Origin of the sequence: Glaciimonas sp. CA11.2 (genome assembly GCF_034314045.1) — a bacterium.
Taxonomy (GTDB): Bacteria; Pseudomonadota; Gammaproteobacteria; order Burkholderiales; family Burkholderiaceae_D; genus Glaciimonas.
The window spans coordinates 1,367,560-1,393,203 of sequence record NZ_JAVIWL010000001.1; the positions used below are offsets into that span (position 1 = coordinate 1,367,560).

Annotated in this window: 23 protein-coding genes; 6 read left to right on the forward strand and 17 right to left on the reverse strand. The window is 48.5% G+C overall.

Going from position 1 to position 25,644, the window contains the following annotated elements; all coding sequences use genetic code 11:
- Positions 1-23: 23 nt before the first annotated feature.
- On the reverse strand, positions 24-662 hold the full coding sequence (locus RGU75_RS05810) for a PilN domain-containing protein (RefSeq protein WP_322233879.1): 639 nt from the start codon (positions 660-662) through the stop codon (positions 24-26).
- On the reverse strand, positions 662-1,741 hold the full coding sequence (locus tag RGU75_RS05815) for a pilus assembly protein PilM (RefSeq protein WP_322233882.1): 1,080 nt from the start codon (positions 1,739-1,741) through the stop codon (positions 662-664). The genes RGU75_RS05810 and RGU75_RS05815 overlap by 1 nt, the downstream gene beginning before the upstream one ends.
- 465 nt (positions 1,742-2,206) lie before the next feature.
- On the opposite strand from RGU75_RS05815, the gene RGU75_RS05820 reads away from it, so the two are divergent.
- Positions 2,207-4,522, forward strand: coding sequence for a penicillin-binding protein 1A (locus RGU75_RS05820; protein ID WP_322240291.1), 2,316 nt, complete (start codon positions 2,207-2,209; stop codon positions 4,520-4,522).
- 206 nt (positions 4,523-4,728) lie between these two features.
- Here RGU75_RS05820 and cyaY read toward each other — a convergent pair whose 3' ends face one another.
- Positions 4,729-5,061 carry an iron donor protein CyaY gene (gene cyaY / locus RGU75_RS05825; protein ID WP_322233885.1) on the reverse strand — a complete coding sequence of 111 codons (333 nt, stop codon included), beginning with the start codon at positions 5,059-5,061 and terminating at the stop codon, positions 4,729-4,731.
- A 52-nt stretch (positions 5,062-5,113) separates the two neighbouring features.
- On the opposite strand from cyaY, the gene lptM reads away from it, so the two are divergent.
- A complete protein-coding gene (lptM, locus tag RGU75_RS05830) occupies positions 5,114-5,383 on the forward strand; it encodes an LPS translocon maturation chaperone LptM (protein WP_322233887.1) in 270 nt (89 codons plus the stop codon).
- 27 nt (positions 5,384-5,410) lie between these two features.
- Positions 5,411-6,700, forward strand: a complete 1,290-nt coding sequence (gene lysA / locus RGU75_RS05835; RefSeq protein WP_322233889.1) for a diaminopimelate decarboxylase — start codon at positions 5,411-5,413, stop codon at positions 6,698-6,700.
- A 123-nt stretch (positions 6,701-6,823) separates the two neighbouring features.
- Here the strand turns inward: lysA and msrQ are convergent, their stop codons facing one another.
- The 6 genes from msrQ to RGU75_RS05865 form a co-directional block, all read right to left on the reverse strand.
- Positions 6,824-7,489: a protein-methionine-sulfoxide reductase heme-binding subunit MsrQ gene (gene msrQ / locus RGU75_RS05840; RefSeq protein WP_322233891.1), complete on the reverse strand. Its 666-nt coding sequence runs from the start codon at positions 7,487-7,489 to the stop codon at positions 6,824-6,826.
- 270 nt (positions 7,490-7,759) lie between these two features.
- On the reverse strand, positions 7,760-8,740 hold the full coding sequence (gene msrP, locus RGU75_RS05845) for a protein-methionine-sulfoxide reductase catalytic subunit MsrP (RefSeq protein ID WP_322233893.1): 981 nt from the start codon (positions 8,738-8,740) through the stop codon (positions 7,760-7,762).
- A gap of 480 nt (positions 8,741-9,220) precedes the next feature.
- Complete coding sequence (locus RGU75_RS05850) at positions 9,221-9,931, reverse strand: HAD-IA family hydrolase (protein WP_322233896.1); 711 nt, start codon at positions 9,929-9,931, stop codon at positions 9,221-9,223.
- 4 nt (positions 9,932-9,935) lie between these two features.
- Positions 9,936-11,081 carry a c-type cytochrome biogenesis protein CcsB gene (ccsB, locus tag RGU75_RS05855; RefSeq protein ID WP_322240293.1) on the reverse strand — a complete coding sequence of 382 codons (1,146 nt, stop codon included), beginning with the start codon at positions 11,079-11,081 and terminating at the stop codon, positions 9,936-9,938.
- A gap of 115 nt (positions 11,082-11,196) precedes the next feature.
- On the reverse strand, positions 11,197-13,353 hold the full coding sequence (locus RGU75_RS05860) for a cytochrome c biogenesis protein ResB (protein ID WP_322233898.1): 2,157 nt from the start codon (positions 13,351-13,353) through the stop codon (positions 11,197-11,199).
- 202 nt (positions 13,354-13,555) lie between these two features.
- Entirely contained in the window at positions 13,556-14,218 is a 663-nt protein-coding gene (locus RGU75_RS05865; protein ID WP_322233901.1) for a c-type cytochrome, read from the reverse strand.
- A gap of 261 nt (positions 14,219-14,479) precedes the next feature.
- Here RGU75_RS05865 and yihA point away from each other — a divergent pair, with 261 nt between their 5' ends.
- The 3 genes from yihA to RGU75_RS05880 all read left to right on the forward strand — a co-directional run bounded on the left by yihA (position 14,480) and on the right by RGU75_RS05880 (position 17,947).
- Positions 14,480-15,205 (forward strand): ribosome biogenesis GTP-binding protein YihA/YsxC, encoded by a 726-nt coding sequence (yihA, locus tag RGU75_RS05870; RefSeq protein WP_322233902.1) that lies wholly within the window; start codon positions 14,480-14,482, stop codon positions 15,203-15,205.
- Positions 15,206-15,575: 370 nt separating this feature from the next.
- Positions 15,576-16,601 carry a porphobilinogen synthase gene (hemB, locus tag RGU75_RS05875; protein ID WP_322233905.1) on the forward strand — a complete coding sequence of 342 codons (1,026 nt, stop codon included), beginning with the start codon at positions 15,576-15,578 and terminating at the stop codon, positions 16,599-16,601.
- Between the two features lie 188 nt (positions 16,602-16,789).
- Entirely contained in the window at positions 16,790-17,947 is a 1,158-nt protein-coding gene (locus RGU75_RS05880) for a magnesium transporter CorA family protein (protein WP_322233907.1), read from the forward strand.
- An 80-nt stretch (positions 17,948-18,027) separates the two neighbouring features.
- Here the strand turns inward: RGU75_RS05880 and RGU75_RS05885 are convergent, their stop codons facing one another.
- The 8 genes from RGU75_RS05885 to rpsD all read right to left on the reverse strand — a co-directional run bounded on the left by RGU75_RS05885 (position 18,028) and on the right by rpsD (position 25,472).
- Entirely contained in the window at positions 18,028-18,666 is a 639-nt protein-coding gene (locus tag RGU75_RS05885) for a peroxiredoxin (RefSeq protein ID WP_322233909.1), read from the reverse strand.
- Positions 18,667-19,039: 373 nt separating this feature from the next.
- Positions 19,040-20,908 carry a protein-disulfide reductase DsbD gene (gene dsbD / locus RGU75_RS05890; RefSeq protein WP_322233911.1) on the reverse strand — a complete coding sequence of 623 codons (1,869 nt, stop codon included), beginning with the start codon at positions 20,906-20,908 and terminating at the stop codon, positions 19,040-19,042.
- On the reverse strand, positions 20,909-21,211 hold the full coding sequence (gene cutA / locus RGU75_RS05895) for a divalent-cation tolerance protein CutA (protein WP_322233913.1): 303 nt from the start codon (positions 21,209-21,211) through the stop codon (positions 20,909-20,911).
- 43 nt (positions 21,212-21,254) lie between these two features.
- Positions 21,255-22,031, reverse strand: a complete 777-nt coding sequence (locus RGU75_RS05900; protein ID WP_322233915.1) for an ABC transporter permease — start codon at positions 22,029-22,031, stop codon at positions 21,255-21,257.
- Between the two features lies 1 nt (position 22,032).
- Complete coding sequence (locus tag RGU75_RS05905; RefSeq protein ID WP_322233917.1) at positions 22,033-22,974, reverse strand: ATP-binding cassette domain-containing protein; 942 nt, start codon at positions 22,972-22,974, stop codon at positions 22,033-22,035.
- Between the two features lie 221 nt (positions 22,975-23,195).
- A complete protein-coding gene (gene rplQ / locus RGU75_RS05910; protein ID WP_205322885.1) occupies positions 23,196-23,591 on the reverse strand; it encodes a 50S ribosomal protein L17 in 396 nt (131 codons plus the stop codon).
- Positions 23,592-23,771: 180 nt separating this feature from the next.
- The gene (locus RGU75_RS05915) at positions 23,772-24,749 is read right to left on the reverse strand and encodes a DNA-directed RNA polymerase subunit alpha (RefSeq protein ID WP_205322884.1); all 978 of its coding nucleotides are present in this window, start codon (positions 24,747-24,749) and stop codon (positions 23,772-23,774) included.
- 99 nt (positions 24,750-24,848) lie between these two features.
- Positions 24,849-25,472, reverse strand: a complete 624-nt coding sequence (gene rpsD / locus RGU75_RS05920; RefSeq protein WP_108441470.1) for a 30S ribosomal protein S4 — start codon at positions 25,470-25,472, stop codon at positions 24,849-24,851.
- Between the last annotated feature and the right edge of the window lie 172 nt (positions 25,473-25,644).

The window sequence follows — 25,644 nt, forward strand, 5'->3', positions numbered from 1 at the left end:
ATCTCTCTTTGAATGCTGCGGTCTCACTTAACGATCACCGGGCCGGTAACTTGACCGCCATTTGACCCATCTGTCGCTTTAACTGCGTTGCCAGGTACGGTGTCGCTAGGTCTTTTAATGCCGACGTTTATCGTAAAATCGAAAACCCGCTTACCATCCTTCCCCACTGCAATATTTGCAGCACGGATTTCAATTAAATCAGGACGCTCCAACCAAGGGGAGTTGTTACTCAGATTGCGCAGCAGTTCAGATACGCGCTCATTAGATTGCGCATAGCCGCTCAACACGACGCGTTGCTCCTCTTGTTTGAAACTACGCAGATAAATTCCTTCCGGCACTTGCTTAACCAGTTCATCCATTAAATACACAGGCTGATTGCGGTCGCTTTGTAAATTTTCGACTGCTTGCTGACGCGCTTTAAGAGAGGCGATGTCTTGCTTGAGGCTGATGATTTCCTTGATTTGACCATCCAGGCGCGTGTTTTCAGCCTGAATGAAGAGATTACGTTCGCTTTGATTTGAAATACTATGAGCAAAAAAGGCACCGAGTACCAATACCAAAAGCAATCCGCAGACAGCCGACAGCGCAAGCATGGCAAAAAATGCCTTCTTACGTTGTTGTCGCGCTTCTTCACGGTGAGGGAGTAGGTTAATTTTTATCATCAGCCAAATCTCCGCATTGCTAGGCCGCAAGCGACCAAATACGAAGGCGCTTCAATTCGCAACTGCTTTTCACGCACATTGGAGGCCAATTGCATGCCGGCAAAGGGATCAACCAAGGAGGTAGAAATCTTGACGCGCCCAGCGACGGCTTCAACTATGCCGGGAATGATTGCACAGCCGCCCGCCAGATATATCTGGTCGATACGGGTGTAGGGAGTTGAAGTGAAGAAAAACTGAATCGCTCTGCTGAGTTCGATAGCAGCACTTTCCAAAAACGGATTGAGTATTTCTTGTTGATAGCTCGCAGGCAAATCGCCTGTGCGCTTTTTGGCGTCTGCCTCCTCGTAAGACAATCCGAACGCACGCACAATATCTTGCGTTAGTTGATGTCCACCAAAAGGTTGTTCGCGCTCATAAATAAGCTGCCCATCCAACAGCGCCGAAACGTGGGTACTTTGGCCACCAATTTGAAAAAGTCCAATCATTTGGCCGCGCCCAGCCTGGGGCAATTGCGCGACAATGCGGTTGATTGCCCCACGTGCAGCGTACGACTCAATGTCCATGACGATCGGCTTCAGCCCTGCCGCTTCAGCTACGGCTACGCGGTCCTCGACTTTCTCCTTACGTGTAGCGGCCAGTAACACCTCAACATCTTCCGGCGCCTGTTGCGAGGGACCAATAACGTGGAAATCCAGGCTCACCTCATCCAATGCGAAAGGAATGTACTGATTTGCTTCCGATTCGACTTGTAGCTCTAGCTCGTCATCACTCATACCGCCGGGCAAAATAATTTTTTTTGTAATAACTGATGCGGACGGCATGCCAAGGGCAACATTTTTTGTGTTCGAGCCGCTTTTTTTCCAAAGTCGCCGAACCGTGTCAGCTACTAATTCGATGTTCTCGATATTGCCGTCCACAACTGCACCACGCGGCAACGGCTCTGAGGCGTAGCGCTCCAACTTCAACTGATCGCTACCCGCCGACGCCAACTCCACCAACCGCACGCCTGAGGCGCTAATATCTATCCCCACTAACGGTGGGTTCTTTTTGCCGAACAATGATCCAAGATCTAGTACCAAGAGCCTATCTCCGGTGAGCGTATTTTTTGCAGGAACATTTACTGATCAGCAAATCAAAATAATATTTTGGCAAGTCCAATTAATTAATAAATAAATAAATACAGTGTTGGTTATCCGCACTATTTATTACATTTATTTATTCAACCAGAACAACATTTTTAAGTGCCTTGAATTAACTTTTTTCCAGGCGGCAACTAAGTCCAGATGGACCGCCAATTTCGGTCACATCGATGGCAAATAATTGTCAAATGTAATGCTTTTTGTCCACTTTCTGTGTGATTTTGTACGAGAAATAACAAATTTAAGTATATTGCCAAGGCTTGCAAGTTTTATGCCCTGTTGTACGTTTAACGCGTGCCGTTATAATGCGTCCCATCACTACAGATATTTCACACGCGCATGACACCTCCAGTTTCCGATTTAAATTCTAGCAATCCGACATCAGTCCCAACGCCAAAGCGTCGCATGCCGTTGGCGTTAAGGCTGCTCATTGGATTTTTCGGTATCGTCGCGGGCCTTATGGCAATCGCGGCACTTACATTTGGATTCATGCTTGCGCTGGCTTGGCCGAACCTTCCTGCTCTGGACTCGCTGACCGACTACCGTCCCAAAATTCCGCTTCGTATTTTTTCGGCAGACGGTGTGCTAATCGGTGAGTTTGGCGAAGAACGGCGCAGTCTGGTCCATATTAACGACATTCCTGATGTCGTTAAAAAAGCCGTTCTTGCGATTGAAGATGATCGCTTTTATCAACATGGCGGCGTGGATTATCAAGGTATTTTGCGCGCCACATTCTCTAACCTGACCGGCGGCGGCGGCGGTGCCAGTACGATTACACAACAGGTTGCGCGTAATTTTTTCCTGACCAGTAACGAACCAACATTTCTCCAGAAGGCCTCACGTAAATTTCTTTATGAAATTCCCCTGGCCTGGAAAATCGAGCAAAATTTGACCAAGGATCAAATTCTTGAGGTGTACATGAACCAGATTTATCTGGGACAACGAGCCTATGGTTTTGCTTCGGCTGCACAAGTTTATTTTGGTAAAAAATTACAGGAACTGACTATCGCCGAGGCCGCCATGCTCGCAGGTTTGCCCAAAGCACCATCGGCCAACAACCCTGTTGTTAATCCGAAACGGGCCACTGCGCGTCAACAATATATTTTGTTGCGGATGCTGCAGTTGGGCTACATCACGCAGGGCCAATATGATCAAGCCAAAAACGAGCCACTGCGCTTAAAAACCGGGGCGACCGAATTTGGTATTCATGCGGAATATGTCTCTGAAATGGCCCGACAATTAGTCTATGAACAATTTAAGGACGCCACTTACACACGTGGTTTGAATGTGTTCACCACAATCACCAAGGCCGATCAGGACGCCGCCTACTTTGCGTTGAGACGGGGCGTGATGAGCTACGACAAACGACGCGGTTACCGCGGCCCCGAAGGCTATATGACCATTCCTACCGGCTCAAAGGAAGAGTTGGATGGCGCGATCGAAGTGGAGCTAGCCGACCATCCTGACAGCGATGATATTGTTGCCGCTGTGGTGTTGGAGGCGAATCCGAAAAGCGTCCGTGCCGTGCTTTCCACCGGAGAAGAAATCACGATTACCGGTAGCGGCTTAAGTATTGCCACAAATTTATTGAGCGACAAAGCGCCACCTCAACGCAAAGTGAAACCCGGCGCTATCATCCGCGTGATGCAAAATGAAAAGTCCTGGATCATTACGCAAATGCCTGCGGTGGAATCGGCGTTAATCTCCACCAGCACCAGCGATGGCGCTATTCGCGCTTTAGTGGGGGGCTTTGATTTTAATCGGAATAAATTCAATCATGTGACGCAAGCGTGGCGTCAGCCGGGCTCTGCGTTCAAGCCATTCATTTATTCTGCGTCCCTCGAAAAAGGTTTGTCGCCAGCGACAATAATCAACGATGCGCCCATTACTTTTGGCGGCGGCCTGACAGGCGGTCAGGTATGGCAGCCAAAAAATTATGGCAATAAATACGAAGGTCCGATGACCATGCGCAGAGGATTGATGAAATCCAAGAACATGATATCAGTACGTATTCTCGATAAGATTGGTGCGCAATACGGGCAGGAATATGCGACCCGTTTTGGATTCGATCCAGACAAGAATCCTCCTTATCTGACGCTCGCCCTCGGAGCAGGGGCCGTGACGCCTTTACAGTTAGCCGCTGGCTATGCGGTATTTGCCAATGGCGGTTATAAGGTCAATCCTTACCTCATTAGTAAAATTCTGGATGCGAACGGCCAGGTGTTGGCAGAAGCGCACCCCGCCAAAGCTGGCGATGAAAACAATCGGGTCATCGATGCACGCAACGCATTTCTGATGGATAGCATGCTCAAAGATGTCGTGCGTGCTGGCACCGGATTCAAAGCGATGTCACTCAAACGCACCGATCTGGCGGGCAAAACCGGTACCACCAACGATTCGATGGATGCATGGTTTGCGGGCTATCAACCGACGTTGGTTGCTGTCACCTGGATGGGTTTTGATCAGCCAAAAAATATGGGAGATCGCGAGACTGGTGGTGGCCTGGCACTTCCAATCTGGGTCGACTATATGGAAAAAGCATTAAAAGGACTTCCGACTGTGGAGCGAGAAGTACCAGAGGGCCTGCTGCACAGTGGCAGTGAGTATTATTATGCTGAATATCCGCCGGGCACCGGTACCCAAAGTATTGGCGTCGGCAGTACTGGCGCTCCTGGTGGCGATGATAAAGCGCAAGACGAGGTTAAAAACGAATTGTTCTAGACACAAGCAGTTAGGTGCGTTTTGACAAACGTACAAAAACAGCGCTGGTCAGATGATAACTCACGCAAAATCGAACGAACGAACGAAAAAGACAGACAGGCAGACAAACAGACGATGACATTAAAAACGTGGGAACGGTATCGCCCGGAAACCATTCAGGTGGCTGGGCGTTAGCCAGCCACTGATGCTATTTTGCGTGAGTCCGACTAAGGCTTTAGTTGTAATGTAGTTCCGCCTTGCTCGCCGACCATAGTTGATAAAGCGGCAAAAAACTCAGAGTCATCACGTGTATTGCGCCAGACGTTACCTTTCAATTTATAGTGAAAACCGCCCGATTTGGCCGCAATCCACAGCTCTTGCATCGGTGCCTGGCTATTGACGATGATTTTTGATCCGTTATCGATAAATTCGATTTCCAGTACATTGCCGCGACGACTGCACTCAACATCCAACTCGTCGTTATCGTTGGCACGCTCCAATGCCGCCTCTAGCGCGCTCAAGGTCGCCTCAGCCGCAACCAGAAATTCTGATTCTGTCATGCTAAACTCCAATCCATTCCATGTTGTTAAACTTACTCAGTGATTCTAATCCGTGAAACCATCATTTGATTTGTCCCGCGTAGCAATTTTAGGTAGTACGCTTGCATTTTCGCTCTTCCTGACCGCCTGCGGTCAAAAAGGCCCTCTTTTCATGCCAAAAGTACCTCCACTGGCCACGCAACCATCTGGAACATCCGCGCCGCTAGCGACACCGGCAACAGTGACGGCACCGGGTACCACGGAGAGCGGAGCAGCGAAAGCGGGACCACACACTCAAATGGTACCGCCTGAGCCAACTGGGCCTGACACTATTTCCCAATAATTTATTGACTTCATAACTGACTTTTCCATGTCCTATTTTTCGTATCAAAACGGTGCACTGCACGCCGAAAACACCTCTCTGACCTCTATCGCGGAGCAATTTGGAACACCGACTTACGTTTATTCCAAAGCAGCTCTGACCGATCATTTCCTGGCTTATGCCAACGCTTGTACCGCGGGCGGCCGCGAGGCTGCAGAATCATTGGTTTGTTATTCGGTCAAATCCAACTCTAATCTGGCCGTGCTGCAAGTACTGAGTCAACTCGGTTCCGGTTTTGACATCGTGTCGGGTGGCGAATTATTGCGGGTTCTGGCTGCTGGCGGTAATCCGCGCAAGGTAATTTTTTCCGGTGTTGGCAAAACACGTGATGAAATGCGTTTGGCGCTGACGCACGATATTTTATGCTTTAACGTGGAATCAATTCCAGAACTGCACCGACTTAACGAGGTCGCTGGCGAAATGGGCAAGACCGCTGCTATTTCGTTGCGGGTTAACCCCAATGTCGATGCCAAAACCCATCCCTATATTTCGACCGGCCTGAAAGATAACAAATTCGGTGTCGCCTACGAAGACGCGCTGTCCTGCTATCGTACAGCGGCTACTTTGCCACATATTGACATTACCGGTATCGACTGCCACATCGGCTCGCAATTGCTGGACGACGCGCCATTGCTTGAAGCGCTGGAAAAGGTCATCCAATTAATAGATCAGTTAGCGAGTGAAAATATACACGTGCACCATCTCGATATCGGTGGCGGTATCGGGATCACTTACGATGATGAAAAACCTGTTGCGGTAAGCGCCTATCTCGGCCGTTTGTTCGCCAAAATTGACACATGGCGCCAGGAAAAATATCAAGGGATACCTTTGAAAGTGCTGTTTGAACCAGGCCGTTCGATTGTAGGAAATGCCGGTATCTTACTCACTGAAGTGCAATATTTGAAATATGGTGCGAGCAAAAATTTTGCGGTGGTTGATGCCGCAATGAATGACTTGATGCGTCCGGCATTGTATGAAGCATGGCATGGTGTTCAAACTGTTATAGAACTGAACCCTAAGGCCAGCAGCGCCACCTACGACGTCGTTGGGCCGATCTGTGAGTCGGGCGACTGGTTGGCTCGCGCACGCGTCCTGGCGGTCGAACAAGGCGATTTGCTAGCATTCCAGTCCGCTGGCGCTTATGGTATGACGATGGCGTCCAATTACAACACACGTGGACGTGCTGCTGAAGTGATGGTGGATGGTGACGAGGTCCATTTGATACGCAAGCGGGAAGCGCCGCAAGATTTGTTTGCGCTGGAATCCATGCTGCCATAACAGTCAGCATACGAAAGTGATGGAGTAAAAAAGGGGCACGGTAAAAATACCCTGCCCCTTTTTATTTCACACCATGCCAGATTGCAATGCCTTGACAGTAAATCAATTTTTATTGCTGTGTGCTCATTGCGGAGAGATTATCTGGCGCTTTTGAATACCATCTGTCTGACGGTTGCTTGCACCGCGCTTTTGCTTGAAATACCAATAAACGCGCAACAGTAATAACACGCCAACGATTGTGCCAAATACGATTGGTTTTTCGAAGTTATGCTTTCCTGCGCGCATCCACCAAAAATGTAAAATTCCCAGCATGGCAATGCCGTACACGGTGCGATGCAACCATTGCCAACGCTTGCCACCAAGCCGTTTAATCATGCCGTTAGTGCTCGTTAGCGCTAGGGGAATCAGTAGCACAAACGCGATAAATCCTACCGTAATAAATGGCCGTTTGTAGACGTCTTTGAGCATTGCTGTAACGTCAAAAAAATGATCAAACCAAAGAAAAGTAGTGAAGTGCGAGGCAGCATAAAAGAACGCAAACAAACCTAGCATGCGCCGCAATTTAATCAACCAGTTCCAACCGGTACAGCGTCTCAACGGCGTCACCGCTAAAGTAATACACAAAAAATACAAGGTCCAGTCGCCAGTACTGCGAGTAATAAATTCGATTGGATTGGCCCCGAGTTGATCCGTGAACGCGTACACAAATAATCGAATGAAAGGAAGCAAAGCCAGCACAAATAGTGCGGCTTTCAGAACACGGAATTGCTTAGGATTTGGATTAATCATTGTCTACTTTCGACATCAGAAAAACGTGTTGCGACATATTGTCTATACGTTTGTGCCAGACCGCTTAACGCCGCAATACCAGACTCAGTTCGTATTGTTTTATTCGACGCTGCAGGATTGTTGGAAAATTACTTCCACAAAGACTCTGCTCTAACTTCGTCAGAAAAAATGGCATCAATATCGGGTGCGACCCAAATTGTAGAGCCGACTTTTATGCATCTTTAAGACGCTCCGGGCTCATATATTTGGGTACTTTAAACCGCTTAACGATTAGAAATATTTCTTCAAATCCATCCCTGTGTATAACGATGCGACGTCGTTATACCCATTGAACATCAAAGTGGGACGCTTTTTGGTGAAAAAACCGTCTTCGCCGATTCGGCGTTCGGTTGCCTGCGACCAGCGTGGATGATCGACGTTGGGATTTACGTTGGAATAGAACCCATATTCATTCGCCGCAGTCAGATTCCAGGCAGTTCTTGGCTGCTCTTTCAGAAAGCGAATTTTGACAATCGACTTAGCTGACTTGAAACCATATTTCCACGGCAATACCATCCGCACCGGCGCACCATTTTGGTTGGGCAATACTTCGCCGTACATACCGAAGGTCAGCAGCGCCAGCGGGTGCATCGCCTCGTCCATGCGCAGACCTTCAACATAAGGCCACTCAAGCACTGGACTACTCAGGCCAGGCATTTGCTTTTTGTCAGCCAAAGTTGTGAATTCAATATATTTTGCATTGCTGGTCGGCTCAACTTTTTTGATCAATGCCGAAAGCGAATAACCGATCCAAGGAATCACCATGGACCACCCTTCCACGCAGCGGAGCCGATAAATGCGCTCTTCCATCGGCGCCAGTTTCATCAGGCTGTCCAGATCAAGCGTCATCGGTTTTTTCACTTCTCCTTCGATTGAGACGCTCCAGGGCCTGGTCTTCAAGGTCCCAGCATTTTGCGCAGGGTCGGCCTTGTCAGTCCCGAACTCGTAATAATTGTTATACGTTGTGGCGTCTTTATAAGGAGTCGCCTTATCGGTGACTACGTAGGTAGCATTGCGCTTCGCGGCAAGTTTTGGCAACGTAGAGTTTTGCGCAAAAGCCTCATGCGAGGCAAGTTCCAAGATCGATCCGGTGGCGATAGAACCCACGGCCAATTGACGAATAAAACTGCGGCGCGAATCAAATATCGCACGCGGCGTAATGTCGGATGCGGCGGGAATTTCTATGATGTTTTGGCTGCGGCGAATCAGCATGCGAATCTCCTGTGAAAATCGGTGAGACAATTTGTCTATTGTGCTTGGCTGTTTAAATACGAATAGGGGTGTTGCTGATATGCTCATTGGTCGACGGGCGTCACCTATCCTTACAGACCCTCTCTAACTTATACGCAAAATGTTGAGTCGCAGATGCAACTTAATCTAAGTAAAGGACTTTTTTCAATGCAATAAAAGCAATGGAGGTGCGTCATTAAACAGAAACCGCCATCACACTGCTACCTGAATTTTGCCATCGCTGTGCCAAAATCCCAATCGATCCGGCAGAAAGAGTTGCCGACCAATTAAGGCAGCCGAAATAGGTCGAGCTCGACTAAGCTGAGACTACCAAATGACATCGCCAAGGCGTAACCGCAAGTTAGCATTGTCGAAGCCGACGCCACCAATTAGCCATCATATAGGGATAAGGCAATTAAGGCAGAACGCGGACGTTTTAATGCGCAAGCGCACTCACGGCGATTAGCCGAAATGATCGTATAACTCATCCAACCGTTTGATAACGGTTGCTTGTGCCGGCATGCCAGGCTCGACGTCGCCGGTTTGTAACGCAAATACGCGCATGCCAGCTGCAACGGCCGCTTTTGCGCCGGGAACACTATCTTCGACTACGACGCAACGCGAGGGGTCGACGCCCATTTGCTCGGCTGCGTGTAAGAATAAACCTGGCTCGGGTTTCCACGTGCCCACTTCATAGGCGCTAAAAATGCGTCGCTCAAAATAGGGTAACAAACCAGTGACTCCCAGGCACAACTCAATTTTGTCACGCGGCCCATTGGAGGCCAGACAGAAAGGTATGCTGAGGGAGCGCACCAATTCCAGGGCGCCTTCAACCGGCTGTAGTCGCTCCCGAAATAGAACGGCGGTGCGTTGACGTAAGGTCAAAGCAAATGACTCTGGCAACGCCGCGCCACCTAATTGCTCCATGGCGAGAACCCAATCGGCCATTTTGCCGCCCTTGAATCGCTCCATGATTTCGGTCACGGTCATGACTATCTGGAACTCGGCAGCATAATCTACCATTGCCTCAGCAGCCAGTAGCTCGCTATCAACCAAAGTACCGTCAGAATCGAAAATAACCAGATCGACTTCGCCATCCGTTAAAGAGTTTTTAATCGCACTCTTCAACGAACCATCAAGCGGGCTTGCAATAATAGGCAATAGTGCGGACATCTTTTTACAACTCGCCGTAAGAATGCAAACCAGACAGAAACATATTCACGCCGAGGAAAGCAAAGGTCGTCACCAAGAGGCCGATTAACGCCCACCAAGCGGCGACGCGACCGCGAAGGCCCTTCATCAACCGCATGTGTAGCCAGGCGGCATAATTGAGCCAGACAATCAGCGCCCACGTTTCCTTTGGATCCCATGACCAATAACCGCCCCAGGCTTCCGCAGCCCAAAGCGCACCGAGAATGGTAGCAATAGTGAAGAATGTGAAGCCAACCGCAATCGCCTTGTACATCACGTCGTCCAGCACTTCCAACGGCGGCAGACGATCAACCAGATAGCCGCTTGATTTCAGCAAATAGGCCATCGCCACCATCGCGGACATTGAGAACGTGCCATAACCGATAAAGTTGGCCGGTACGTGAATTTTCATCCACCAGCTTTGTAGTGCAGGCACCAGTGGTTGAATTTCAGCGGCATCGCGCGCAACCGTGTACCAAAGCAAAAAGCCGACAGCAGCAGAAATCACCAGCATGACAAACGGACCAAGTTGGCGCGTACCGTAGCGTTGCTCGTAATATAAATAAAATAATGCTGTAATCAGACTAAAAAGAATAAAAACTTCATACAGGTTAGAAATTGGTATATGACCGATATCCACACCAATCAGATAGGACTCATACCAGCGTACCAGCAAGCCGGTAAATCCCAATATCACCGCTGCCCAACATAATTTGGAACCGATCGACGAACCGAAATCTGACCGCGCAATTAAACCGATCCAATAGAAAAATGTGGATAGAAAGAATAAAGTGCCCATCCACAGAATTGCGGATTGACTGGAAAGAATATATTTGAGAAAAAATTTCTTATTTGCCATATCAAGCACGCCGCCATACATGGCAATCGCAGACAGCGCCAATAAGGCTAGCAACGGCATTAACCAGCGGACCGATTTCCAGTTCCAGCCCACTAGCGCAAAGGTCGGAGCAGCCAGAAGCAACACGCCTTTTTCGTAATAGTCCATATGCGTGCCATACCGACCCAATGCGAAGAGTGAACCGGCCACCAGCGCAAAAGCGAACAACCAGTCTAGTATCGACAAACGCTTAAAAAAGCCATCCGGTGGTGAATAAGTTTGGGTCAGTTCCATCATGATCTCCGAATCGTTCTTATCTTTGCGCAGGGCGCATGTATGTATTTAATTGCTGAATCTGAGGACGCGTAATGACGATTGCATTTTAGTCATTACTGCGGGCGGATTCGGGTTAGCCTTGCGATTGCTTTAAATGTATTTTCATCACATCAACTTCTTTTTCAAAATCCAGCGTCTTTCGCTGCGTGCTCATGGCCATCAATATGTGCGACTGACCTTCGACCAGACTGTCGGGACGTATCCATACCCACAAGCGCCGCTCTCGTATGTATAACATCGAAAAGATACCTAGAACCAAGAATAAACAGCCCAAATAGACCACTTTCTTACCCGGCGAACGCGTCACCTGGAATACCGAGGCCTTGATTTCGTCGAAGCCAGTGAGTTGAAGATATACCGGAGCATTATAGAAGGTTGCGTCAGACAGTGCATTACTGCTCAATTGTAGGAAGCGCGTGTTTTTTTCATTCACAGGAATATCCTTCAAACCATCCTTTTCACGCGCCACCTGCCATAAATCCCACAGACTGCCGTTCAATATTTTCATGAAAATATCAGCTGCTTTTTCTTGCTCCTGCGCCGGAACCTGCTCCAAGAATTTCGATATCGCCATATATCCGGCCTGTTTGCCATCACCGGCAAACATCGACAATCCGCGCAATGCAGATTGCTCCAACTGGTCGCGCAAAGTTGGCATATCGGCTCGTGCTTGAGGAATAGCACGCTGTGCATAACGCTGCGCTGCCAGTTTCCGCAACTCCGGGTTCATCAACGCCGAACGCAGGCGCATCCACTCTTCTACCGAGTCATTTTCATCAGCCGGAATGCGCAGATAACGGAATGGCTCATCCGGCACATCGCGCACACCCGCCAGGAACACATAATCCTGATCGACTTTCACCGGTTGCATGTAATTGCTAAACTCGCGTGCCTGACCCGTTTTGTCACGCAACTTATACTGAACACTCGGCCCGACGTTTTTCAACTCTTTAACATTGGCGCTTTTAGCACCCGAACCCATATGCTTACCAATGTCGTCCGACAATGTCTGGTTAAAACTCCTTTTGGTCTTGGTAACAGCACGTAAATCTTGACCGGATTGCGCCATATTCTCCACGTTAAACGGGCGAAAACCTGACCATTCAACCGTATACTCATTATTAGGACCGGCAGTTAGTGGCGTCGTTCCATTGACAACACCGGCCAAAGGTGAGGTCTTGTTTTGATCGCCTAGCATCGGAAATGCGGTAAGCCGTAATTTGCTGCCACCGTCCTCAAAGCTGGATTGGTAAATCGATATTCCTTTGTAAATCAGGGGCTGGTTAACCTTGACGGTTGATGTGACTGTTTCACCCGTGACGTTGTCGCGCAATACCACGTCACTGGCAAACAACTTAGGCATGCCGGTGCTGTAATAATCAATGACAAAACGTTTGAGTTGCAGCGTAAATGGCAAATCCTGAATCAAGACCCCATTTTGTTGCGGAATAATGGCCGTGCTACTGGCAGAACCTTCAGGTATCAACGAGTTGCCCCGAAAGGTTGGATTTCCCAACCCTAAACGGTGCTCCGGACCAATATCGGCGATGACGCCCGTGCCGCTGAAAGGCGTTTTATTAAAAATTAACTTTTGGGCGCGAATTGGCAGATCAGAATCTAATAGTCCGCCGATACAAATGATCACAATGGCACTGTGTGCGAAGATGTAGCCCCACTTATTCGCTGCGCCCTGTTTTGCCGTTATTAATACTGCATCATTCTTTTGAACAACTTTAGTCTTATATCCTTTGGCAGCGATCCGTGCCAATAACTGCTGCGTCAGCGTGGCCGGTATCACTGGAGCGGTCCACTCCGCTTTGTGATGGAAGTTGCGCAATGATTGCTCGCGGACATTTTCTTTCCAGCTACGCATGTCCTTTAGCATTTTCGGACCATTGCGGCTAATGCAGAGTGACGTAGACAGGACCAAAAATCCCATTATCAGCAAAAACCACCATGTCGAATACACAGCGTACAAACCTAGTTTTGCAAAAACATCAAACCAAAATGGCCCAAACTGGTTAACGTAGTTCGGCATTGGCTCGTTTTGCTTTAGTACGGTGCCGATGATTGAGGCGATCGCAATTAACGTCAGCATGCTAATGGCAAAACGCATCGAGGACACTAATTCCACTGCCTCGGCGAGCCACCGGTGTTTGGTCTTCAACTCTATGCCGCCAGTGCGCGGTGCGTCGTCAAGGCCGGTCGTCGGTTTGTTACTGATGCTCATAAGTAATTGCTCTTTTGAAAAGAAAAAGGGACGACCTTCGCCGCCCCCCTTTATTTGACTTCTTTCAGAACCGTCGCGACCACCTTCAAGGTTGTGCCGAAAACCGCAACTGTACGCAGCTACGGCGAGCATCACGGGCGCAATCTTGATGGTGCGTATGAGGTTTCAAAAAAAAGTCTATTCGCGAATTTAGTATTTGTTGCTACTTCAAGCCAGCAATGTAGTCTGCTACAGCTTTCATTTCGTCGTCGGACATGCGTTTGGCAATGGTCATCATTTGTGGACTATTCTTACGCACGCCGCTACGGAAATTGGTTAGCTCGGCGACAGTGTAATCCTGATGTTGTCCGCCAATACGCGGAAATTGATTTGGAATGCCAGAACCGCCAGGACCATGGCAAGCTGCGCAAGCCGGAATATTCTTTTCTGCTATGCCTGCGCGGAAGATTTTTTTGCCCATATCGAGCGTATCTTTGTTTTTGGCCGCACCTGGCTTGGCTTTTTGCGCATCCAGATAACCAGCGATATTTCTCATTTCATCGTCAGTCAATGCTTTGGCAAACATCGTCATGATCGGATTATTGCGATCAGGGCCCTGGAAATCTTTTAGCTGCTTATAAACATATGCAGCGTGCTGACCACCCAATTTCGGATTTTGGCTAATTGTGGAAGCACCGGCAGCACCATGACAAGAAATACAGGCGGCAATATTCCGGGTTGGATCGCCATTAGTATATAAGGCTTCACCCTTCGCAAGATCGACTTTTGGAGCCACTGCCGGTGCATCTGCTGCATAGGCAAAGGACGACAAAGCCAGCATGGAAATAAATACTGACTTTAAAACGGATAGAAACGCACGGTTCATTCAAACACCCTGAGACTTTATAATTAAACTTGACAATAAATTCTGCCCAGACGGCGAGTAATTATTGCTGCTATCGCTTATGGCGGCTGTCACTGCTATCAATGTTACGCATGGTCTGTTGGCGGTTTAACAAACTCCAACTATATCTCCTCTGCGTTAGCGGCATGCTATTGACATACGCAATGCAGCATTACACAACCCCTTATTGTACAATAGCTTTCCGGCATTTTCGCCGCCTCTACCGCATTTTCTGCTCATTCCATGTCTCTACTCTGGCAAGCCCGTTTTTTTACTACGGTAAATCACCTCCGTGATTTACCCAACACCCAAATCCCTGAGATTGCCTTCGCGGGTCGTTCAAACGCAGGCAAATCAACCGCCATCAACCTTCTGTGCAATCAGAAGAAGCTTGCGTTTGCCTCTAAAACGCCCGGGCGCACCCAGCATATCAACTATTTTTCAATCGGTGGCGCGCAAGTCGGTCAGCATCGCAAAGATGAAACTAAGGTCGATGAAATTCGCGCAATGTTGGTCGATTTACCCGGTTATGGCTATGCGCAAGTTTCAGGATCCGCTAAATTGCACTGGCAGGAGCTACTCGGCGATTATGTTCGCCGTCGTTCACAATTAGCTGCATTAGTACTTATTGTAGATTCCCGTCGGCCATTTACTGACCTGGATGTGCAAATGGTCGAGTGGTTTGCCCCAACCGGCAAGCCAATTCATTGCATATTAAGCAAGGTTGACAAGCTCAATCGAAACGATGCAACCAATGCTTTACGCCAGGCACATACTTTTTTAGGTAGTTACGTTGACGAAAATAATCAACCACTGCCATTTACGGCACAGTTGTTTTCAGCGTTGAAACGCACTGGTTTAGATGAAGCCAATCAGCGCATTCTTGAGTTAGCGGGTTTAGTTAACGTCACGAAAGAAGAACCTGACGCCGACGCTGGCGTTGATACCCAGAAAGCAGATAACAAATAATCTGGTTCGTGCGGCTGCTGATAAAAGAAATTTTAGTGAAACCTGTAGGAACCGACAGGGAAACTAAAGCACATTATTAAATCCGTGGATGCCATGATGTTTACATCGCAAACCTCTCGGGAATAAAAAAGCCCTGAAGAAAGGGGAAGATCTTCAGGGCTGAATGCCTTATCACTAAAAGCGACATGGCCCCGCTCAGGGAGGGAAGCGGGAGGTGAATAATGCACCTATCGCTAAGAGGCGGTTAAACATGAAAAGTTCAAGAGTTTCTAATTTTTTCTAACATTTTATTTTTTCTTCCTCAACACTCAGCCCAGACACCGATTAACGAATACCGCACCACGCGTTGACTAAAAATCTCGGAGCTCATATGCAAAATACCCCAAAAGCCAACCAGTTGGTTGCCCCATTCCCAGCATTGCGTATGCGTCGTATGCGCAAGGACGCCTTTTCTCGCGCGATGATGCGCGAAAATACCGTCACCGTGTCCGATCTGATTTATCCAGTCTTTGTGGTCGAAGGAAATAATCATAGCGAGAAGGTTGCTTCCATGCCAGGCGTGGAGCGCCTCTCCATCGATTTGCTAATAAATGTGGCCGAGGAATGCGTCGAACTGGGCATTCCGGTTATAGCCCTATTTCCCGTAATCAATCCCTCACTAAAAACCCCCGACGGAATAGAAGCGACCAATCCAAACGGCTTGATTCCGCAAGCGGTCCGCGCGCTAAAACAGCGCTTTCCTGAGTTGGGTATTTTGACTGACGTAGCGTTAGATCCTTATACCAGCCATGGCCAGGATGGCGTCATGAACGCCGATGGCTATGTGCTCAATGATGAGACCTGCGTCCTTCTGGTCAAGCAGGCACTCACTCAGGCCGATGCTGGCGTTGACATTGTGGCGCCCTCCGACATGATGGACGGACGCATCGGCGCCATCCGGACTGCGCTGGAAGCGCATCATCACATTCATACGCGCATCATGGCTTACTCAGCAAAGTATGCTTCTGCATTCTATGGCCCGTTCCGCGATGCAGTGGGCTCAGCGGCCAATCTTGGCAAGAGTAGCAAAAATACCTATCAAATGGATCCGGCCAACAGTGACGAAGCCTTGCGCGAAGTGGCTCTGGATCTGGCTGAAGGTGCAGATATGGTAATGGTTAAGCCGGGCATGCCATATCTGGACATCATTCGCCGCGTCAAAGACGAATTCAAAGTCCCAACTTTTGCCTATCAAGTCAGCGGCGAATACTCGATGATTAAAGCGGCGACACAAAATGGCTGGCTAGATCACGACAAGGCAATGATGGAGGCAATGATGGCCTTTAAACGTGCTGGTGCCGATGGCGTACTCACCTATTTCGCTCTGGATATTGCGCGACTCTTGCACAAAAATTAAACGAACTAATCAATGTGGTGCTTCTTTGTACCAAAGAGTCACCGCATACAAAACTTGCTTTTGCGAGCGAACAGCTTTCGCACATTCGACAATCACGAAAGTCAGATGATGGCAGAACAAGGCCATGTAATTAGCAATAATTACATGGCGCATCACTCCCATACACTTCAGCGGTTTCGTCACTCAATATGGATATTTTTTTAATCGGTGACAATCAAGTCACCCAAACTAGCGAACTACCAGACAGCGTTCCGCCGCAAGGTTTTTTATGGATAGACACCACCCATGAAGAAGTTGCCGCTGATCCAGAAGGCTGGCGCGATCTGATTGCTTGCGCTACCGGCACGCAGATCTACGACCCTCATTTAAAGGATGCGATCAATCCGGCTCACCCATCCTATTTTGACTCAACGCAAGATTACGGCATGGTGGTATTTCGCAAGCTATCGCTACATGGGAATGATAATGGTAGTCGCAATATCGATACGGCAGCGGTTGCAGCGGAGGAGCCTGATAACCCCACCACTGCGATTGGTAGTAAGCGCCCGCTGCCCGCCGCTTTTGGCAACCTGACCACGCAACCGATTACATTTTTCATTCTGGAAAATGCGCTGGTGACAGTGCACGAGCACCACAGCCGCACCATCAGCGCAACGCGCAGCCGACTGCTGGATTATGCGAATAAAAGTAACAAAGCACAGCACACAAACCGATTGCCCACGTCACCCGAAGACTTGATGCTGCGGCTTTTAAATGCAATGGTCGATAAATATTTGGAATTGCGCCAGCCGCTGACAACACAACTGGATCGCTGGCAACGTGCCTTGCTCGATCCGGCACGGCCGTTCAAGGATTGGCTGACATTACTTGATGCACGGATTGAATTACGCAAACTTGAAAGTTTGTGCGAAGAACAGCACGATGCGATGCAAGAGCTGCGCGATTATTTTGTGGATATGGATGATGAGGGTGACGGGGTTACCATCAGTCGTACCCGCGACCTGTTATTAGTGCGCATCAACGATGTCATGGAACATATCACCCGCGTGCTCAATCATGCCAGTCGTCTCGAATCATCGATTGAATCTGCTGTACAAATCCACTTCTCTGCGGTTGCACATCGGACCAATGAAGTGATGCGCACGTTGACCGTTATTACCGCGCTATTCATGCCGCTTACCTTGATTACCGGTATTTTCGGAATGAATTTTGCCGTCATGCCATTGCTACAAAATAAGACTGGATTTTGGTTGACCATGATCAGCATGGTCCTCATTGTCGTCGGGATGTTAGCGTTCTTTCGCCGCCGCCGCTATCTTGAAAATCCTCCGTCAGAGCGCCATTAATGCGGTCATCGCGGCGTAATGAAGATAGAAAAAAAAGGCCTCAAACACACGTGTTTGAGGCCTTTTTTTAAGGTACGTTTTTATTTATTTGGCTGCGGAGTTAAGCGTAAATAAGGCCGTATCGCCTTGTATCCTTTAGGAAATTTTTGCTTGAGAATTTCCTCATCTTGTAACGAAGGCACGATCACCACATCGTCACCATCCTTCCAATTACCTGGCGTTGCGACCGAGTGACTGTCAGTCAATTGCAACGAATCAATCACCCGCAAAATTTCATCAAAATTACGGCCCGTGCTGGCCGGATACGTAATGGTCAAACGTACTTTTTTGGCTGGATCAATGACGAACAATGAACGTACAGTGGCCGTTGTACTCGCGTTCGGGTGAATCAAATCGTATAGTTCCGAAACCTTGCGGTCGGCATCGGCGATAATAGGGAAGCCCACTATGGTGTTTTGGGTTTCATTGATGTCCTTAATCCATTCCAGATGTTTATCCGCAGGATCAACCGAGAGTGCAATCACCTTAACGCCGCGCTGCTCAAACTCCGATTTCAATTTAGAAGTCAAACCAAGTTCGGTCGTGCATACGGGTGTAAAGTCAGATGGATGAGAAAAGAGTACCACCCAGGAATCGCCAGCCCAATCGTAAAATTTAATCTGGCCCAGCGAAGAATCTTGCTGAAAATCAGGGGCAACGTCGCCAAGACGTAGGGTCATGTCAATCTCCTTTAAATAATTCGGTTATCGGACAAATTTGCGCCAGTGAATCGGCAAAATATCTGTAAAGATATCGTAAAAAATACCGACGGCATTCTGAAAACCACAGAAAACATTAACGCAATCTCATGAAATTTGTCTGCTCATCTGACTGCCTTCGGTGCGCATTACCAATTTCTTAGAACCGTTATTGATTCCAGCCGGGACTTTGATAGCCCTAAAACTATAATCTCATCGAAAGACTTTTCTAAGGATTTTTAACGACTATGCAAATAACTTTACCCTATGTTGAAACTCGTGACATGTTGATTTTAAGAACTTGATGCAAGGCACTATCACTGATCACTTGTAACCGGCGGTGTACCCCTTTACCTTACCGAGGCTGATCTAAAACAGCCAATGACTGCGTAAATTTATCCGCATTCTGAAAACCAATCACTCGACCGCCAGCCAACTCTTTACCTCGGTGATCAAAAAGTATAATTCCCGGAGGCCCAAATAAATTAAAGCGTTTGAGCATGGCCTTGTCGTCGGCGTTATTTGCGGTCACATCAATTTGCAGCAACACAATATCGTTGAGGCGGGCTTTAACACGCGGATCAGTAAACGTAAATTTCTCCATCTCTTTGCACGATACGCACCAGTCAGCATAGAAATCCAGCAATGCCGGTTTACCATTCGTTTGGGCCAACGCTGCATCCAGCTCAGCAACCGACTTGACTCTCACAAATTCGGTATGCGCCGCTTGCGTGCCACTACCTAATTGCGCCAGCGGTGCCAGTACATCACGACCACCCGTTACAACGCTCACTAACTGCAAAATTCCGAGTGCAGCGAACACCAAACCGACCGCTTTCGAAAACCAACTGGTGGACACGTGCCACAACAAATAAGCGCCGTAACCGATTCCTAGCGCGGCCCAACACAGAATTTGCACTGCCGCAGGAATGACCGGCGAGACCATCCACACCGCCACGCCTAACATCAGCACACCAAAGAATCGTTTAACAGACTCCATCCACGCACCTGCGCGGGGCAATAGCGCACCGGCCGAAATACCGACTAATAATAACGGCACGCTCATCCCCACAGCCATCGCAAACAACGCACTACCGCCAATAACCACATTGCGCGTTTGACTGATGTATACCAACGCGCCCGCTAGCGGAGCCGCGACGCAAGGACCAACGATCAATGCAGAAAGCGCACCCATTACGAAAACACCTACCAGTTTGCCCGATGATTGCTTATCCGACACTTGTGACAACTTGGTTTGCATCGATCCGGGCAACTGCAATTGATATACACCAAACATAGATAGCGACATCAATACCATCAGCAGCGCGAAAGCAGACAATACCCACGCGTTCTGCAACGCCGCCGACAAACCTTCGCCAGCAAGACCTGCTGCGACGCCGAGCGCGGTATAAACGAGCGCCATTCCCAACACATAAGCAACCGATAACACAAACGCACGACGTCGTTTAACCTTCGTCCCTTCGCCGACAATAATCGACGACAAAATAGGGACCATCGGTAACACGCAAGGAGTGAATGACAAGCCGAGCCCTAATAACAAAAACAACGGCATGATAACCAGCAGTTTGCCGCCCTTCAATGATGATTCGATACGGCCGATGTCAGAGCCGCCGGATAAGTCCACGGAAGATACTGCGGAATTACTAACAACAGAATTCGATGGCGTATCGATATTTGGATTTGATGTACGGGACGATGAGGAGGTATCAAGCGCTGCGCCAGCACCTTTCGCTGCAGAGATTGCACCCATCAAGCCTCCGCCAGCTGTAATGCCATCGGCAGACAGATTAACGCGATGCTCCATAGGTGGGTAACACAAGCCCTTATCCGCGCATCCCTGACCTGTAACAATCAACGTAAATGCCTTGGTGGACTCGACCGGAATATTGATGGTCACCCTGTGATGATAAATCTCCACATTTTTCTGAAAAGTCCGATCAAATTTAACCACACCCGCGGGAATTTTCGGCTCACCCAACGTCGCGCCCTCAGCCTTAAAGCTAAACCGCTCACGGTACATGTAATAACCATCTGCAATTGCATAAGTCACTTCGGCGGTTTTGGGATCAGCCATACGCGCAGAAAATTTAAATGCGACTTCAGGCGCCAGATAATCCTCTTCTGCACGCGCAGAAGACATCAATAGAACCATCAGGCTCAGGATGACAAAAAACATCGATCGCAGTTTGCTCCAGGTAAACATTCAATTCCTTTGTGTTGCTGCGCCTATCCATTCGAGATAGGCTGGTAAGCCGCTAACCAGCGGGATCGCAATGATTTCTGGCAGCGCATAGGGATGCGCCGCTTTTATAAATTCCTCAAGTTCACTGTAACGCTCCGTCGTAGTCTTAATCAGCATCGCCACCTCGTTTGCTCGCTCTAAAACTCCCTCCCATCGATATACAGACTGCACCGCCGGCAGTAGGTTGACACACGCCGCCAGCTTACGTTCCACGAGTTGCTCCGCGAGTACGTTTGCGTCGACCACATTCGGCATTGTGGTCATCACTAAAATCACATCCAACATAGTCGCCCCACGAGTCTACTCCTTACAACAAACGCCGCCGGGTCAAGACCACGGCAGCATAAAATCCCACGCAACAATACGCTACTAAAATAGCCAAATCAGTGATTGGCGTGACCGGCCAATTGCCTAACAATAGCGGTCGCACCAGATTTACCGCGGCATTCAGAGGCAATATATGGGCGACTATTTGTAGCCATGAAGGCAACTGTGCGGATGGATAATAGACGCCAGACAAAAAAATCATGGGCGTCAACACTAAAGTGAAATAATAAGTGAAGAAGTCATAACCTTTGGCCAGCGCATTGAAGACCAAGCCTAACGACCCAAACGTCATGCCGATCAAGAACAATAGAGGCAGTACCAGCAACGTGTGGAGATGCAACCCTATTCCCAGACAAAACATCACCAGAAGAATCGCCACACCGGAAAAAATCGACTTCGTCGCGGCCCACAACATTTCGGCTAATATCACGTCATCGAGCGCCAATGGCGCATTTAAAAGCGCATCCCAGGTTTTTTGCACGTGCATGCGTGAGAAAGCTGAATACAATGCCTCAAAAGACGCCGCCCACATGATCGACATGCAAATAGAGCCTGATGCGAGATAGTGAATGTAGGGAATGCCGTCAACTTCTTTTAACAAACTACCGAGGCCGTAACCGAACGCGAGCAAGGTAATCAGGGGATCAGCTATATTACCCAGAACACTGGCGACAGCGAGCTTCTTCCATACCAGAAAATTGCGTCGCCAGATCGGTTGGAAGCGTTTAGAAAATTCAGGAAGTGCGTAGATATTCATTTTAATCCCGCATTTCACGGCCAGTGAGTTTTAGAAATAAGTCCTCAAGATTAGCGGGGCGATGAATGTAACGCACGCCGTGTGCCCCCTGAAGCATTCTGACCAACGTCTGCGCATCGTTGGTATAACAAAAAACCGTTTCACCACTTATCTCTATCCGCGCCGAAGCATGGCCATTATTTGCATCAAGCCACGCCTTTGCATTGTCGCCGTAAATTTCAACGACCTCAGACTCAATATGCTGCGCGATCAACTCACGCGGCGATCCCTCAGCAATCATTTTTCCATGATCAACAACCGCGAGTCGGTCACATAAACGCTCTGCTTCGTCCATAAAGTGCGTAGTCAACAGGATTGTCTTGCCCTGACTCAGCAAAGTCTTCAATCGCTCCCAGATCATATGCCGGGCTTGTGGATCGAGGCCGGTAGTCGGCTCATCCATAAAAATCAGATCAGGATCATTCACCAAAGCGCGCGCCAGGGTCAAACGTCTTCGCATGCCGCCCGACAATTCATTGATACGCGCATGCTGCTTGGTACCTAGATTGGCAAACTCCAGCAACTTCGGAATCCTGGCGTTAATAACCGCGTCAGGAATGCCAAAATAGCGACCAAATACCAAAAGGTTTTCCGACACGGTGAAATCAGGATCCAGGTTGTCGCCCTGTGGCACCACACCGACTCTTAAGCGAGCCAAACGCGCGTCTGCCGGCACAGGGTGTCCTGCGAGGCAAATATCTCCACTGTCCGCTGTCGTCAAGCCCAGACACAAGCGCAATGTGGTTGTCTTACCTGCACCATTCGGCCCCAACAATCCGTAGCATTCGCCCGCCCGCAAGGCAAACGAAAGCCCATCGATGACAACCGTCCGAGAACCTTTTGCACCAAAGGATTTACGTAAGTCAGTGACGCTTAAAATAGATGAATCTGGGATTTCAGACATAAATTATCAATTTACCTATTTCACCTATTACGAAAGCCACGCGCCAATGCGTAGCAAATCATCGGACAGCGACGTTTCATATCAATGATAAAAATCGTGACTAATCGACAGCAGAATGAACAACCGCAAAAACTTCTTTCAGTGTACGGGAAATGCAAAAAAGCCAGGCATAGCCTGGCTTTCGATTTTAACGCAATGCGTTACTTGTAACCTGTGACGTCTTAGTCAGCTGTTGGGACTTCAGCGTCGTCGCTGACTTCAGGACGATCCATCAGCTCGATGAATGCCATCGGAGCGTTATCACCAACACGGAAACCCATTTTCAAGATGCGTAGGTAACCGCCATTACGGTTTGCGTAACGAGGGCCGAATTCAGCAAACAATTTCAATACCATTTCGCGGTCACGCAGACGGGCGAAAGCAAGACGTTTGTTCGCTAGTGTATCGGTCTTGCCCAATGTCAGAATCGGCTCGATAACGCGACGCAATTCTTTTGCTTTTGGCAATGTCGTCTTGATTGCTTCGTGACGCAGCAACGAAACAGTCATGTTGCGCAACATGGCCAAACGATGGGAAGAGGTACGATTTAACTTACGTAGGCCGTGACGATGACGCATGATAATTCCTTTCAGTTTTTGAGTTTAAATCCAGCTCTTCGATCGATTTAGGCTTATCACCTAGTCGCGGGCCGGTTAGTACGAGTTAACAACAGCTTGGTCAACATAACCAAATCGTCTCAACAGGGCCGAGATTTTAACCCGCCCGCGTTGAAACAACAAATATTAATTACAACAGAATTACTTTTCCAGACCAGCAGGAGGCCAGTTCTCTAATTTCATACCCAGAGTCAGACCACGAGATGCCAAAACTTCTTTGATTTCGTTCAATGACTTGCGACCCAGATTCGGTGTCTTCAACAGCTCATTTTCACTACGCTGTATCAAATCACCAATATAGTAAATATTTTCTGCTTTCAGGCAGTTCGCTGAACGCACTGTCAGTTCCAGATCATCGACCGGACGCAGCAGGATAGGATCAACTTGCGGTGCGCGTGATGGTGCTTCAGCAGCTGCTTCAGTACCTTCCAGTGCGGCAAACACATTCAATTGATCAACCAGCACACGTGCTGACTGACGAATCGCTTCTTCTGGCGTAATTACACCATTCGTTTCAATGTTGATGACCAGCTTATCCAAATCCGTACGTTGTTCGACACGAGCCGACTCAACTGCGTATGACACGCGGCGAACTGGTGAGAAAGATGCATCCAAAATAATACGGCCAATCGTCTTGTTCGAATCTTCCGACAAACGACGAACATTACCCGGTACATAACCACGGCCTTTTTCGACCTTGATTTGCATATCCAACTCACCGCCACCGGTCAAATGCGCAATAACGTGGTCTGGATTAACCAGTTCAACATCGTGCGGCAGATCGATATCGGAAGCCAATACAGCGCCTTCGCCGCCTTTTTTCAAGGTCAGTGTTACTTCGTCGCGGTTGTGCAGTTTAAAAACTACACCCTTCAAATTCAACAAAATATCAACAACGTCTTCTTGCACGCCATCCAATGATGAATATTCATGCACAACACCAGCGATAGTAACTTCAGTCGGTGCATAGCCTACCATCGATGACAGCAGGACGCGACGCAACGCATTGCCTAAAGTGTGACCATAACCACGCTCAAACGGCTCCATCACAACTTTAGCGTGACCTGCACCAAGCGCTTCTACTTCGATAATACGGGGCTTCAACAAACTGTTTTGCATGAAATGTCCTTTTCAATACCCTCGGCTCATTACACCGATAAGGCTGATGGCATTACGAAAAAAGCCCATCCGAGGATGGGCAACAAAAATAATAACGAATTAACGCGAGTACAGTTCGACGATCAACGATTCGTTGACATCAGCGGCGATTTCGCTGCGATCTGGCATGGACTTAAAAGTACCTTCCATTTTCTTAGCGTCAACGGATACCCATGAAGGCATACCGATTTGCTCTGCAAGCGACAACGCCTCAACTATACGTACTTGCTTTTTCGATTTTTCACGAACAGCAACAACGTCACCAGCCTTGACTTGATAAGAAGCGATGTTAACAACGTTACCGTTGACTGTGAACGCTTTGTGCGAGACCAATTGACGGCCTTCAGCACGAGTCGAACCAAAGCCCATACGATAAACAACGTTATCCAGACGCGCTTCCAGCAATCTCAGCAGCGTTTCGCCGGTGTTACCCTTGCGACGGTCTGCTTCAGCGAAATAACGACGGAATTGACGTTCCAAAATACCGTACATACGTTTAACTTTTTGCTTTTCGCGCAATTGGTTACCGTAGTCCGAAGTACGCGCACCTGACGTACGACCATGTTGACCCGGCTTTGAATCCAGTTTGCACTTCGAATCCAAAGAGCGACGTGCGCTTTTGAGGAACAGATCCGTACCTTCACGGCGTGATAGTTTTGCTTTAGGTCCAATATAACGTGCCACTTTAATTCCTTTGATGAGTGACGCCTGGCTGTATAGCCTGTAAGGGCTAACGCTACCTGACGCTAGTCTGTTCTACCTACAAACAGACGGTGGGCTTAAGAACAAAACCCGCCAAGGTCATTGGCGGGTTACTTGCTAACTGTCAATCCGAAAACTAACAGCGCAATAATTG